The organism is Pseudomonas sp. HPB0071 (genome assembly GCF_000478505.2).
Classification (GTDB): Bacteria; Pseudomonadota; Gammaproteobacteria; order Pseudomonadales; family Pseudomonadaceae; genus Chryseomonas; species Chryseomonas luteola.
Genome location: NZ_KI517369.1, coordinates 165,770 through 178,838 on the forward strand (window position 1 = coordinate 165,770; position 13,069 = coordinate 178,838).

Sequence of the window (13,069 nt, forward strand, 5' to 3'; positions counted from 1 at the left end):
TATTTTCGCGGATTAAGAATGTATAAGGTGTACATCTGAATTTATTAGTGCTTATTTAAATCCCATAGTCCAAACCAGAGTACAGCCTGTGCCGACATGCCGACCGTGAGAATGAAAAGCGCAACGGTCATGACCTTCCAATAGCCCACGGCGTAGCCAAAGCAGGCTACTGCAGCGGCCAATATTCCAATCAAGAGAGGAATACGTCTGAGCCAGCGGGTTTCGTGCTGTACCTGGGCGTCGAGCATGGCGATTAACTTTTCCCTGCCCTTGTGCATGGTGTTTCCTTACGACGTAGAGATGCGGATGTGTCTGTGTACAGGATAGACACCGAAACGTTAGTGCTGTTGCCGCGTGAGTAGCCACTTGCATCACAGGATTTGGATGTTAGGTTCGATTGAGTCTGCAAAATTGAGAGCAATCCATGCCTGTCCAAGAATCGTGTGAGTGCTGTGGTGACAACCTGAAAGCAGGGCAAACGGGCGAGTGCGACTTTTGCCGTGATAAGGGGCTTTTGATCGATCTGTGCGGTGGCCTTGATACCCAGGCTTACCAGCTGATCGAGGAGAAACGACGCAGAGGAGATGGTGCCCGCTTCAATCCTGTTACGATTAGAATGACGGCCCGCCTCGATAAAACCTATTCTGGAAAATTCCTTGTTTGCTTTGAGGGCGACAAGCTCCCTACACTGAGACTTGCTGGGTGTCCGCTGTTGGCCAAATGCGGAAGTCATTTATCGATGAATACTGTCTGAGCCCTAATCAAGATGAATATCCGCGAGGCTGTAGCCAAGGACCTAGAACGTATCGTTTGCTTGTTTGAACAGCTCGGGTATTCAACTGAGCCTAAGCAAGTAGCGCAGCAGCTGCATGAGCTACGTCAAAGAGCCGCTGGACAGGCGTTTGTAGCGGAGCACCACAGTGACATTGTTGGTGTTGCGATAGTACACATAATGAACCCGTTACATGTAAAAGCCTCGTGGGCTCTACTTTCTGCTCTGGTTGTAGACGACAAACACAGGAGTTCGGGTCTTGGAGCATGCTTGCTGACCGCTGCAGAGGAGTTTGCAGCGCAGCAGGGCTGCTCGCAACTTGAGTTATCTAGCAACAGTGCCCGCAATCGAGCACATTTGTTCTATGAGCGAAACGGCTATCAAGAGAAGCGCCTACGTTTCGTTAAAGTGTTTCAAGAGTCCTTGGAAAGCTAATGCTGATCGTACATATGCCTTTTGAGCAAACCACATTTGATTGCTCATTAGGAGCAAAGCTGGAAATGGAAGGCGTAAGCCTTAATTGAAGAAGCTCAAACCTCCAAGGGCAGAGCTACAAAGTACTGGCTGTCGAGGTAGATCACTGATCAGGAAGGATTGACGATGGCCGTGATGTTCTATAACGAGGGTGAGCACCCTGCAGGATTCATTGGCTACAGGGTGGCGACCACGCTGGGTGAAGAATCCGAGTTTCGACAGTGCTACTTTGAGATGCGCAATGAGCCAGAAATTTTTGAACGTGTGAAGTGACTTTAAGCGACAAAGCGCCTAGTACTTGATTGTAGAACCAGAGCACATTGCAAAATGGATCAGGAATGGGTGAGTGACTTGCCTGCACGCATTCAGCTACGCCGTACCAAGGGCTGGCGCTTGCCGGAGGGTGCTGTACGTGTTGCCAGACCGGGCAAGCGGGGAAACCCCTTTAGTGTTGCCGAGCATGGTCGTGAACAGGCCATAGCGCTGTTTTCAGCGTATCTGGATCAGCAGCTGGCCATTGGGGCACTTGATATAACGGAGCTGCGTGGCAAGGCTCTGGCCTGTTGGTGTCGCCTGGACGAACCCTGCCATGCAGATATCCTGATCAAACGCGCCAATATCTGACACTCAAGTCCTTGCATCCCGCAATTCCCATGAGAGAGTGAAAGTGTCTTCCACTTTCAGGACTTTCCCATGAATACGAAGCAGCTTGTCATCATCTATGTGGCCGCCCTAAGCGTGACCTGGTGCCTGGGCCACATGCTGGGTATCTACGCCTCTATCAGCCCCGTTGTCGTTCTCCTCATGGTCAGCCTGTTGCTGGCGTTGGGTTGGCTCGTCACGCAGCTGATCAAGGAAAAGGAGCCTGCGGCTCAAAAGGTCTCAGCTCGCCCTGCAACGGGTCAGCACAGGAGCGCTTCCTGCGCCAGCAGCTATACCTCTCGCAGCTACGCTTCTCAATCAGGTAGCTCTTCAAACAGCAGCGGAGCTGATCTCACGACTCTCGCTACGCTGGCGATACTAAGCAATACCGACACGGGGCCTACTTGTACCGTAGGCGTTAGTGATTCACGTAGTTCCTGTGGTGACAGTGGCAGTGGTGGCGACTGATCAGAGCGAGTCCTGCCAATCCTTCCATATGCCACGAGGACATTAAAGTGAGTGAATAGTTTAAGTGGGAAGAAGCTGTCGTTGAGCAGGTCGCAGCTGCACTGGATGCAAGCCATTCGTATGGGTCGGCTATCGTAGAGGCTCAGTTGTTTAGGTTGCAGCAGGCATGGAGCATGGGCATGGATGTGAGCACGCGACAAGCATCGTTGTAGAGGCGGGCACTGCTGTGGAATCACAAGGAAACCAACCTTGAAATCACAAATGATGCTTGCGTGCATAGTGTTGCCATCCTTCCCGTCCTTTAGAACGGGGGGATGTTAAGTGACTACTGTATGTAAGGTACTACCAAGGCTACAGCTGCACCTTTGCATCAAATTTTCTTATTCTGTATGGAAAACCATTTCAGCGTATGGCTTCATACGACAGGCGGTTAGCCGTGATTTCAAATCACCTACATGGATCTCAAGGCGATGTCGGTCAGGGTCAAGAAAATAAAAAGAGTCACCCTCACTCTTGTTTACCTTCCATTCGATTACTTCTAGTTGCTTCAGACGTGTAACCATCAAGGGAAACACGGTTATATCGCAACTAAAGGCGTAGTGTGTGTAATCATCTCGCTGCTCCTTTACCGCGTTTGAATCAAGTGACAGGCATAACCAAAGCTCTCCTAGTGTCAGGTAGGCGCCGTTCGGCCAGGAGGCATGTAAAACGAAACCTAATGACTGGCTGTAAAAATCAATGCTCTTATTGAGATCGCTTACCGCCAGAGTGAGATGATTAAGACCTGACAACATTAGTATCTACCAATCGGCTCGGGTATATATTTCCTGAATCAAATTATTTTAGTCAAACACGTTATTGTGGCGTTCTTTATAGACTTCAAAGCTTTGAGTGTACAGCTTTCAAAGCTAATTTGATTGAACATACTGGAAAGATGTAGATATGAAAGTTTTAGTAATTGATATCATCGGCCCACGTTTTTTAAGTAATAGCTAAATTATTGTTGGGTTTAGCCGCAGGATGTTTGGTTAACCGCAGGTAATCAGCCCATACCAGCTCGCCGCTGCTATTGATCCAGAAAAACAGCCCATCCTCTACATTGGCCACGGTTCCTGAGGGCAACGTCAGGAGTACTTCTTTCAATCGGGACGCCTCTCGTTCCATCTGCTCACGCGATGCCGCCGTAACCGCCATAACCTCAGCCACTGTCAGTTCGATCCCGGTAACCTTTTTAACTCGCGCTTCAAGTGAGTCGAAACTTTCGCTGAAAGGGGCAATAAGGGTAGCTGGGCCTATCTGGATACGGCGGTGGCTGATATCAACTCTCGAATTCAGGACCTTTTCAACGATTACGGTAGGACGTGTGCTCATGATGTTCTCCTTGGCTATATACACAAGGTCTCATGAGTTTTTGATGATGCAAGTTTGCCAGCGCACCATTCGGAGCACGGGGTTCAGACACGCTGCGCTTCCTTTGAGGCAGAGGCAGGTATCATTAGATGCTTGTATCAGGAGTCCCTAAACCTATGGAAATCATGTCCAGCGCCTGCCCCACACTGTCCTTGAACCTTGCCAATCACCCGGCTGAGTATCGAGCTGCGCTTGAAGCGCAAAAGGCCGAGATGTTTGCGTTCTGGCAGCAGAATAGCGAGCGCAGCTATGCCGAGGCGGGGAGGATTTTCAGCGAGAAGGAAAAACGCAAGGCGGGCTTTCGGGCCTGGGCAGACGCCCAGATCGAGGCGCTTGAGCCGCAGCAGTATCGCAACATGGTTCGCACCGAGCTGAACCGGCTGGTGAGCGGAAAGCCACGTACAGAGTGAACACGGGTTGCTTGGCTTCTGGCGCTCAGGAGCTGCCCCGTAAAATAGCTTGATCTAGATGTGAGGCATGTAATACTGTAAATACATACAGTATTAGGTTGTACACATGGCAAAGAAAACAGCGTCTCCGCCTGCTCCAAAACCCTATGAAGTCCTGGCGATGCGTCTTCAGCGCGTGATTAACTGTCCAGCTGCTCAACGTTCTAAAACAGCGCTGCTTGAGCGACTGGAAAGCGATCCGGATGACGCATGGGATCGGGTCATGGAGGAATTGGGTGACACTGATAACGTGACCCTGGCCTTTCGCGATGATGGCAATGTTCAGATCTTCTGGACGGTTCCGCAGGAAGGCTGACCGTACATTCTCTCGATCTTTGGTCGAAGCTACTCTCTTAACTACGTACCGTCCAAAGCTGATCCAGCCGGGTGGTGTAGCTCTGGCTCATCAGCTCGCGCCGCATGGCCCAGCCGGGTTGAGCCTTAATGCGAGCAGGGCGGAGCATGCCTTTGCCAAATTTCTGATTGATCCTGTCCATGGTACTCATGAGCCGATCGGCACCTGCTGACTGCTCGGGCTGGAACAGGTCCACGGAGTACTCGCCACGTTGCTTTAAGTCCATGAGCAGGATCTCGGATTTGGCGTAGCCATAGCCTTCGCGGTAGATGTGTTTGAGTCCGTGCAGGGCGTACTGGACCAGTACACGGGTGTCGTCGGTGGGGTAGGGCAGGTTCAGGATGACCCCATTGGAGTAACGCTCCTCTGGCGGGCCGTGCATACCGGTCTGGATACCCACACGCATGACCTGGCAGAGCGACTGCTGCGCTCTTAGCTTTTCTGCTGCCCGAGCCGTATAGCTGGCCACCGACTCGGCCACGGCTGAAAAGGTGTACTGGCGCTGGCCAAACATCCTGGATGTGCAGATCATCTGCTTGGGCGGTGCCACTTCTTCAAGATCGATGCACGAGATGCCGCGCAGTTCGCGTACCGTTTTTTCAAGTGTCACGTTGAACATCTTGCGTATCGACCAGGCGTCATACTGGGCGAGGTCCCATGCCTTCTCGATGCCCAGCAGCTTGAGCTTTTCCTCAAGTCGTCGCCCTACGCCCCAGACGTCACCGACATCGATGTGCTGCAGCGCCCGGTTGCGCCGGTTCGGGTCTCGTAGATCCAGTACACCGCCAGTGGACTTGTACCAGCGTTTGGCAGCGTGGTTTGCCAGCTTGGCCAGCGTCTTGGTGGTACTGATCCCAACACCTACCGGGATACCGGTGCGTTTGAAGACCTGTTCCTTGATCAACCTGCCCATCGCTTCCGGCGAGCCAGGAATACCGGTGAGGTCTGCCCAAGCCTCGTCAATACTGTAAACCTCCAAGCGGGGCACCAGCGACTCTATACAGGCCATGACTCTCGCTGACAGGTCGCCATAGAGCGCGTAATTAGAACTGAACGCCCTAATGCCTAAACGCCTGAGGTCATCTCTGATCTGGAAGTAGGGGGCTCCCATTTTGATACCTAGCTTCTTTGCCATTGAGCAACGCGCAATAACGCACCCGTCGTTATTGCTTAAGACGACAATTGGAGTGTGCTTGAGGTCTGGCCGGAATACCCGCTCACATGAGGCATAGAAGCTATTGCAGTCGATCAGCGCAAAGATAGTCTCATCAGACATGACCGCGATGCGTCCGCAGACTGCACCGCACAATACCCCAGACCTCAAGGTCGTCACCTTCAAGGATCAACCGGGGCTGGTAGAGAGGGTTATCGGAAAGAAGCGCCAGCGTTTCGCCAACTCTGCCAAGTCGCTTGACTACAGGCTCGCCATTGATGGCGGCAATGATCACATCACCCTGTACTGCATCAGCCGATCGATCAACGACCAGCAGGTCACCGTCGTGGATACCACTCCCAATCATGCTGTCGCCATGGGCACGCACCAGATAGGTATGGGGTGCCTGGATCTCAAGCAGATGGTCCAGCGATATGCGTTCCTCGATGTGGTCCTGGGCGGGACTGGGAAAGCCTGCCGGAACGCGATACCCGTAAAGCGGGAGGGTTAAATCCGTGGCCGAAAGCGGGCCTAAAAGGGTTATGTGGTTGGGTTGCATGACGACATCCGAGCGACATGGTTGTGTGTATTTTTATACAGCATGGCCATGCATACAGTTCCCGTCAATGTTTCAACCCATGCAAAGGAGCACAGCGAGCATGCCTCGTTAAGCGAGAAAGCGTGTATTTGGACGAGATACGCTAGAGTATCCAAACAAATGCCATCTAAATGGCATCATCTATTGAAAGGGAATAATCTTCCAGCTTGAGGGCAAAATCAGGTGGTTGAGTGTAGTCGTTAGGTGTAGCGAATAGGCGGTGTAGTCGTTTAAGTCCCTCTGCCTTTTTATCGCTACACCCAGACGATAGCTGCTTGCTGTTACCGCTGGGGTACACCCTAATGAATACAGCTAGGTGGCTGTCATTCTGGGCAGGTTTGCATAGCCTGCGATGACAGTTAAGCTACCAATGCCGTTTCTTTGATGAAAATGGCTTTGCAGGTAGATTGGTCTTCTTCAATGCTGATATCTCAGCTCACTGAGGGAACAATGGACGAACCTATTGCTTTCAATCCTGACGCCTCTTATGAGGTCAGATATAACGGTGTGAGGTTTGCTGAAATTCATAAAGGGCTGTTCTACGAAGGTAAGGATCGAGACCTAAACACGGGTGAGATTCTGGATGGCAAGCTCTTCATTAACGGGACGCCTGTGGGCATCGTGTCAGGACTAACCATTACTCGAGTTAATGACAGTACTGATTTTGAACTACACCCCATTCTCTGAACCTGGCTTTAGTCCTGTTTATTAGAATCCTTCAGGGTATTCCGGATCTCTGCCTTTACGGCTGCCAAATCCTGAGCCGTCTCGTGTTGCCTAATCTCCCTTTCGCAGTCGGCAATGATCAGGTCCAGGAGAGCGCTATTTGCAATATGGCTGGGCTTAAGGTTTCGGGTTAGCAGCGTCTCACCTGATCGCGTCTTTATACATAGCAACGTTTCATCGTCGCTTACAGGGTGGGCCTGGATTTCATAGGTATTGTTGAACACCTGAACCAGGCGCTCTATACGACGTCGCAAAGGCATAATCTTTCGAGTTATCAATCATCTGGCAATTCGCCAGTTAGCATAGACCATAGAATTTAATACTGCCTGTCTAGTCTTGATTAATCCTCAGCCTTTGGTCCGCCTGGACAAGGATCTGCTGAATAAAATGATCTATACGGCCTGAGTCACTCAGATCGTCGAAGGAAAGAGAGCAGGAGTAAATCAACATGCTTTCTACTGCGTGATATATCGAAAGGCAGACGCTGTTTTCCGTTAAAAACTCATATCTACAGCGCAGCGGGTACAGTTCACGAGCAACACGTTGCATCGCAGTATTCAAATGGTCACTCAAGTTCATCTTTTCCAGATAGAGCAATAGCTACGTAACCCAGGAAGAGCGGGCCGCGTAGCTAATTTACCATTCTGGAAATAGGTTACTGATACAAGACGATGACTGGTCAGCTATTGTTGGAGTAGCCTTTCTATCAAAGTACCGATAAACGGTCGCAACCCTCTAGAGACTATATAGGTCAGTTCTACGGGAGCAATGGATATTGCTTACTCTTGTGTAAGCTGCTGCAGGGTTACATGCGTTCCCAGCCTGCGGCGGCTCTTTTTCCCAAATCCGGTTTCTAGAGATACCACAATGACGATAAAAAGCTGCTGTCCTAAGTGCGGCACCTTCGAACTCGTATGCATGCCTACCCTTAGCATGCTTCATTGTCCCGATTGCAACCTCTCTTTCAGATGGCTGTGACTTATCGAGTAAAAACCTGCTGAAGGCTATCTGATGACCCCTCCTCATAAGCAGAACAGCGCCGAATTCCGTGAACATCAGACTGATCAGATTTTTGAGCAGGCCCACGGTTACCTGGGGGAGGGAAGTTACCTCGCACAGCTTGTAGAGAGTCATCGGGCAGGAATTATCAATACCGACCCTACCGCGTTATTAAGGCTTCAGGCCATTCTTCAAGGTATCTGGCATGCAGGCGGGCTTGAGCAAGGCCAGTTTCAAGATCTGATAACCATGATCTTTACCGGTCAGGCTGAAGGTTGGCTTAGCTAGACGATACTCATCCTGATCATCTAATCATTCTCGTATCTTTCCGAATGTCTGACATGTAGTCGCTGGGGTATACCCTAATGAGTACGCAAAAATAGCTATTATCGAGCCCGTATAGCTCTGTTGGCATGCTTGCACTTAAGTTGCTGATACTAGATGGCAGTATTTACTGGCAGGTAAATAGGCTGAAATGGTAAGAGTCAGCGGAACAACCGCCACCTTTATAGGTGAGGTTAGTAATTATTTGTTAGGCATAAGGAAGGATAGGTAACCTATCGAATGTCTATCCTTCCAGCGGCGCGTATTTACCGTGGCAGCTTTCTATAGGGCCGCGCTAAGATTTTTCATCGGCCTTTCTTTGCTTTTCGTTCTGGTGGTTCCTGTAGTCAAGATACCCACCATAGCCCAACATCAGAACACTTAAGATACCAATCGCCGCGTAGATCACGAAGCCTCCTTCTCTGTCGTTAGATCTGTACAGAATTTACAAACCATTTGGCTCAACGCTGTACCTGGCAGGCGACCGTATCATCTTTTGCAATATAAGCATCGTCGTCCTTATGCGCTATTAACATCCTGTAATAAAAGGAGTTTCTATATATCCATAACTGAGCTTTTGACAGGCGAGCCTCGGTTAAGCTCGTTTGATCGCATTAATCGAAATTGTTGGAAGGAGCTTTATGGAGCACAACATTCCCCTTATCACGACCATTGCCGCGGGACTTGTTGTCGCGTTGATCTTAGGATTTCTTGCTGAGAAAGTGCGGATACCCGCCCTCCTTGGCTATCTGCTGGCCGGAATTCTTATCGGGCCAGCAACACCTGGCTTTGTAGCAGATATGCATATCGCCTCTGAACTCTCTGAGATCGGCGTAATGCTTCTAATGTTTGGCGTCGGGCTGCATTTTTCTATTGGTGATCTGCTGTCCGTCAAACGCATCGCCATTCCGGGCGCTATCGTGCAGATGAGCCTGGCCACTGTGCTGGGGGCAGCGCTTGCCCATTGGTGGGGGTGGAGTTGGGGGAGCGGCCTTGTCTTTGGTCTTTGCCTGTCGTGTGCCAGTACCGTCGTATTGCTTAAGGCTTTAGAAGCACGCGGTGTGTTGGACAGCATGAATGGCCGTATTGCTGTTGGCTGGCTGGTAGTCGAGGATCTCGCTACGGTATTAGTTCTGGTACTACTACCGCCTCTTGCAGGGATGTTGGGCAGTACAAGTGAGGCCTTGCCGGCTCAGGATGGCCCTCTATGGGTTACCTTGGGACGTACCCTTTTGCAGATTACCGCTTTTGTTGCCCTAATGCTTATTGGCGGGCGTCGTGCCCTGCCATGGTTACTCTGGCAGGTTGCCAAGACCGGCTCCCGGGAGCTGTTTACCCTCGCCGTCGTGGCTATAGCTATTGGCATCGCCTTTGGTGCGTCCGAGCTCTTTAACGTATCGTTTGCATTAGGAGCGTTTTTCGCCGGCATGGTGATGCGAGAATCCAAATTCAGCCACCGGGCAGCGGAGGAATCACTACCGCTTCGAGATGCTTTTTCAGTTCTCTTCTTTGTCTCCGTCGGGATGCTGTTTGATCCGATGATCCTTGTACAAGAACCGCTGCATGTATTGGCTGTTGTAGCCATCATTGTCCTGGGTAAATCGCTGGCAGCGCTAATCATAACAGTAGCCTTACGTTATCCGCTTAATACCGCCATGACCGTTGCAGCAAGTCTTGCTCAAATAGGAGAATTTTCCTTTATCCTCGGCGGGCTTGGACTGACCTTGGGACTACTACCTCAGGAGGGAATGAGTCTGGTCTTGGCGGGTGCTCTTGTGTCGATCGCGCTTAATCCCGTGCTGTTTAAAGTGATGGAACCTGTACGGCGTTGGATACTGGCCCGCTCAGACTTTGCACGTCAACTCGAGAGCCGTCAGGATCCCTACGCTGAACTGCCTATGGATACGGATCGCAAGTATCTTGAACGGCAGGTTGTTCTGGTGGGCTACGGCAGAGTTGGACGTCGCATTGCAGCTGTACTGGAAAGCAAAGGCATTCCCTATGTGGTTGCTGAGCAGAATAGAGAGATAGTTGATCAGTTACGAAAGGAAGGTAAAGCTGCCGTGTCAGGCGATGCAGCTGATCCCGCGGTGCTGATTCAGTCTCACATTGCCAAGGCCGCTATGTTGGTAGTGGCAACACCAGATCCGCTCAGTGTTCGTCCTATGGTGGAAACCGCCAGAACGCTTAATCCAGACGTGGAAGTGATCCTGCGTACGCATAGTGAAGACGAATCTGAGCTCTTGAGTCGAGACGGCATTGGCACTGTATTCTTTGGTGAGGAAGAACTAGCAAAGGGCATGGCTAGCCACGTGTCCATACGGTTTGAAGAATTAAGGGCGTCAACGCATTAATAGCCCTACCGATCGCTCGGTGCTGAAAGCCTTAATTAATAAGTCTTTTTGTGCCGAGTGAGTCTGTGCCTTATCACCCGTCCTGCAACGTGCCTTCTGCCCAGTCATTTCTTTCTGCGTTCACAGCCCTTTAACCATGAAGCCTCATTGATCATAAGGGGCATCTATGTGTTCATTTGTAAATAAGGGTGTAGTTGCTGGGGTATACCCCAGCAACTACAGGAATGAATCGCCATTATCCAGAATGCATTCAGCTACCAACAACCCATCGCAAGAGTCTCAATCGTTTGGCTGTCCATTTGGTAAGCCAACCATTTGTCATCCGGGAGGCCACCCAATCGCTCATAGAACTTGGCGGCCCTATGATTACCTACCATTACATCCCACTTCAGGCGACCTGCGCCTTTGGCTCGTGCCCAGACTGCCACCTGTTGCAGTAACGCCTGGCCCAAGCCTTCGCTACGGCAATGGTCGACAACATACAGTTCCTTGAGTAGTACGGTCGGACGCAGGTCATAGGTGAACGGGATCTCCAGTACTACGGCATAACCTGCGATCTGGCTCATCCATTGGGCAACAAACACCTGACATTGCGCCGACGGACCAAAGGCGCGGTTTAACAAAACCTGCTCATTGACTCTGAAGCCATCCAGATAGTCCTCAAATGCTGCCAAGGCGCGCATGAGTTCAATTAGTGTCGGCACATCCTCCGGGGTAGCTGCACGCACCGTAGCGCTCATGCTTAGCATGCGCAGGAGACCGTGCTGTGGGAAGTGGTCTGGTCGCCGGTGTCGCTCGTAAGAGCGAGACCTTCATCGAGCCAGCCGGTAACGCCACCGATCATTTCTTTTACCGAGTAACCGAGGCGAGCTATCTGTGCGGCGGCTCGGTGAACACCATTGCAGTGAGGCCCGGCGCAATAGACGACAAACAGGCTATCAGCGGGAAACACTGCCAAGCGTTCTGCCGTGATTGTTTTTGTGGGAATATTGATAGCACCGGGAACGTGCCCTGCGGTAAAGGCGGCCAAGCTGCGCACATCCACCAGAACATAATCGATCTGGCCTGCCTGCTGGCTGTGATAGACATCTGAACAGTCGGTTTCAAAGCGTAAACGGTCGCTGAAGTGTGCGTAGGCTTCAGCGGAGGTGGCTGCTGGAATCTCACTGATTAGACTGGACATATGGACGCTCCTCGTAGAATTTGAGTTGAGCCACTTTAAGGACGTCCGACACTGCACTACAGTGGCAAATCTGACATCTACTGGTAATTTTCCGCCAATGTGTGACGCTCCCGGTTTAGTGGCCATATTGGCCTACGATGGTTTGTGTACGTTCGAGTTTGGCATTGCCATCGAGATTTTCGCTCTGCCAAGACCAGAATTTGATTTTGCCTGGTACCGACACTGCGTGGTTGCAGTCGACCAGGGTCCGATGCGCGCGCTGGGAGGCTTTGCAGTCACAGCAGACGCAGGTTACGAAGCGCTTGCCGAAGCACGTACCATCATTATCCCTGGATGGCGCAACCGCGATGAGACGCCACCGCAGGCTTTACTAGATGAACTACGCAATGCCTACGAGCGTGGGGCACGGCTGTTGTCGATTTGCTCAGGTGTATTTGTGCTGGCTGCCACTGGGCTGCTGGATGGAAAACGAGCTACTACCCACTGGCGGTATAGCGATGAGCTAGCGAGGCGCTTTCCTAAAATCGAAGTCGATTCGGCCGTGCTTTATGTGGATAGTGGTCAGGTAATTACTTCAGCCGGCAGTGCCGCTGGTATTGATGCCTGTTTGCACCTGGTTGAACGTGATTTTGGTGCCCATATCGCCAATACCGTAGCCCGACGTCTGGTGATGGCGCCGCTGCGTTCTGGAGGGCAGGCGCAATTTATTCCGGCACCGGTTGCTCAAGCCCCGCGCCATGGCTTGGCTGAGGTACTTGAGTGGGCAGTCGAGCGTCTGGGTGAACCGTTAACGATTCGCCAACTGGCGGCGAAAGCACTGATGAGCGAACGTACGTTCTTACGACGATTCAGCGAGGCGACTGGCATGACACCCAAAGGTTGGTTGCAACATGCGCGCATGGCGCAAGCCCGCTCACTATTGGAAAGCACCGATCTAAACACAGAACACATTGCCGAGCGTTGCGGCTTTGCGTCAGTGGAAAGCTTTCGGGTAGCTTTCCGCAAGGCAGTAGGGCTTGCACCTTCGTTCTACCGGGATAGGTTTGGACAGCGGCAGGATCAGACGTAGCTAGAGCTGTCAGGGTGCTCATTCTTGCTGTAGTCGCTGGGATATACCCTAATGACTATAAAGTCCTGAATGGCAGCTATCGGCCGATTCTCT

18 protein-coding genes are annotated in these 13,069 nt (G+C 51.4%); 11 read left to right on the top strand and 7 right to left on the bottom strand.

Annotated elements, in window-relative coordinates:
- Positions 1-44 precede the first annotated feature (44 nt).
- Positions 45-278: a hypothetical protein gene (locus HMPREF1487_RS23560; RefSeq protein WP_010799287.1), complete on the bottom strand. Its 234-nt coding sequence runs from the start codon at positions 276-278 to the stop codon at positions 45-47.
- 146 nt (positions 279-424) lie between these two features.
- Between HMPREF1487_RS23560 and HMPREF1487_RS23565 the strand changes: the two genes are divergently transcribed.
- From HMPREF1487_RS23565 to HMPREF1487_RS23580, 5 genes are all read left to right on the top strand, one after another.
- The gene (locus HMPREF1487_RS23565; protein ID WP_010799288.1) at positions 425-754 is read left to right on the top strand and encodes a hypothetical protein; all 330 of its coding nucleotides are present in this window, start codon (positions 425-427) and stop codon (positions 752-754) included.
- A gap of 12 nt (positions 755-766) precedes the next feature.
- Positions 767-1,207 (top strand): GNAT family N-acetyltransferase, encoded by a 441-nt coding sequence (locus HMPREF1487_RS23570; protein WP_010799289.1) that lies wholly within the window; start codon positions 767-769, stop codon positions 1,205-1,207.
- Between the two features lie 165 nt (positions 1,208-1,372).
- A complete protein-coding gene (locus HMPREF1487_RS27510; RefSeq protein WP_010799291.1) occupies positions 1,373-1,519 on the top strand; it encodes a hypothetical protein in 147 nt (48 codons plus the stop codon).
- 69 nt (positions 1,520-1,588) lie between these two features.
- Entirely contained in the window at positions 1,589-1,870 is a 282-nt protein-coding gene (locus HMPREF1487_RS23575) for a DUF4326 domain-containing protein (protein WP_218186951.1), read from the top strand.
- Between the two features lie 69 nt (positions 1,871-1,939).
- Positions 1,940-2,356 (top strand): hypothetical protein, encoded by a 417-nt coding sequence (locus tag HMPREF1487_RS23580; protein ID WP_010799293.1) that lies wholly within the window; start codon positions 1,940-1,942, stop codon positions 2,354-2,356.
- A 380-nt stretch (positions 2,357-2,736) separates the two neighbouring features.
- Here the strand turns inward: HMPREF1487_RS23580 and HMPREF1487_RS23585 are convergent, their stop codons facing one another.
- Both HMPREF1487_RS23585 and HMPREF1487_RS23590 read right to left on the bottom strand, forming a co-directional pair.
- Positions 2,737-3,150: a VOC family protein gene (locus HMPREF1487_RS23585; protein ID WP_010799295.1), complete on the bottom strand. Its 414-nt coding sequence runs from the start codon at positions 3,148-3,150 to the stop codon at positions 2,737-2,739.
- 187 nt (positions 3,151-3,337) lie between these two features.
- Positions 3,338-3,727, bottom strand: coding sequence for a hypothetical protein (locus HMPREF1487_RS23590; RefSeq protein ID WP_010799296.1), 390 nt, complete (start codon positions 3,725-3,727; stop codon positions 3,338-3,340).
- A gap of 155 nt (positions 3,728-3,882) precedes the next feature.
- Here HMPREF1487_RS23590 and HMPREF1487_RS23595 point away from each other — a divergent pair, with 155 nt between their 5' ends.
- Together HMPREF1487_RS23595 and HMPREF1487_RS23600 are read left to right on the top strand one after the other, a co-directional pair.
- The gene (locus HMPREF1487_RS23595; protein ID WP_010799297.1) at positions 3,883-4,176 is read left to right on the top strand and encodes a hypothetical protein; all 294 of its coding nucleotides are present in this window, start codon (positions 3,883-3,885) and stop codon (positions 4,174-4,176) included.
- Positions 4,177-4,282: 106 nt separating this feature from the next.
- Positions 4,283-4,531 (top strand): DUF1654 domain-containing protein, encoded by a 249-nt coding sequence (locus HMPREF1487_RS23600; RefSeq protein WP_010799298.1) that lies wholly within the window; start codon positions 4,283-4,285, stop codon positions 4,529-4,531.
- Positions 4,532-4,568: 37 nt separating this feature from the next.
- Here HMPREF1487_RS23600 and HMPREF1487_RS23605 read toward each other — a convergent pair whose 3' ends face one another.
- Together HMPREF1487_RS23605 and HMPREF1487_RS23610 are read right to left on the bottom strand one after the other, a co-directional pair.
- Complete coding sequence (locus HMPREF1487_RS23605) at positions 4,569-5,846, bottom strand: Y-family DNA polymerase (RefSeq protein ID WP_010799299.1); 1,278 nt, start codon at positions 5,844-5,846, stop codon at positions 4,569-4,571.
- A complete protein-coding gene (locus HMPREF1487_RS23610; protein ID WP_010799300.1) occupies positions 5,839-6,282 on the bottom strand; it encodes a LexA family protein in 444 nt (147 codons plus the stop codon). The genes HMPREF1487_RS23605 and HMPREF1487_RS23610 overlap by 8 nt, the downstream gene beginning before the upstream one ends.
- 489 nt (positions 6,283-6,771) lie before the next feature.
- Between HMPREF1487_RS23610 and HMPREF1487_RS23615 the strand changes: the two genes are divergently transcribed.
- From HMPREF1487_RS23615 to ybaL, 3 genes are all read left to right on the top strand, one after another.
- Positions 6,772-7,008, top strand: a complete 237-nt coding sequence (locus HMPREF1487_RS23615; protein WP_010799301.1) for a hypothetical protein — start codon at positions 6,772-6,774, stop codon at positions 7,006-7,008.
- Positions 7,009-8,058: 1,050 nt separating this feature from the next.
- Positions 8,059-8,334, top strand: a complete 276-nt coding sequence (locus HMPREF1487_RS23630; protein WP_010799304.1) for a hypothetical protein — start codon at positions 8,059-8,061, stop codon at positions 8,332-8,334.
- Between the two features lie 677 nt (positions 8,335-9,011).
- Positions 9,012-10,724 carry a cation:proton antiporter domain-containing protein gene (gene ybaL, locus HMPREF1487_RS23635; protein WP_010799305.1) on the top strand — a complete coding sequence of 571 codons (1,713 nt, stop codon included), beginning with the start codon at positions 9,012-9,014 and terminating at the stop codon, positions 10,722-10,724.
- A 254-nt stretch (positions 10,725-10,978) separates the two neighbouring features.
- Here the strand turns inward: ybaL and HMPREF1487_RS23640 are convergent, their stop codons facing one another.
- Both HMPREF1487_RS23640 and HMPREF1487_RS23645 read right to left on the bottom strand, forming a co-directional pair.
- The gene (locus HMPREF1487_RS23640; RefSeq protein WP_256205778.1) at positions 10,979-11,464 is read right to left on the bottom strand and encodes a GNAT family N-acetyltransferase; all 486 of its coding nucleotides are present in this window, start codon (positions 11,462-11,464) and stop codon (positions 10,979-10,981) included.
- A gap of 2 nt (positions 11,465-11,466) precedes the next feature.
- Positions 11,467-11,907, bottom strand: coding sequence for a rhodanese-like domain-containing protein (locus HMPREF1487_RS23645; protein WP_010799307.1), 441 nt, complete (start codon positions 11,905-11,907; stop codon positions 11,467-11,469).
- 97 nt (positions 11,908-12,004) lie between these two features.
- Between HMPREF1487_RS23645 and ftrA the strand changes: the two genes are divergently transcribed.
- On the top strand, positions 12,005-12,976 hold the full coding sequence (gene ftrA, locus HMPREF1487_RS23650) for a transcriptional regulator FtrA (protein WP_010799308.1): 972 nt from the start codon (positions 12,005-12,007) through the stop codon (positions 12,974-12,976).
- The last annotated feature ends 93 nt before the right edge of the window (positions 12,977-13,069 follow it).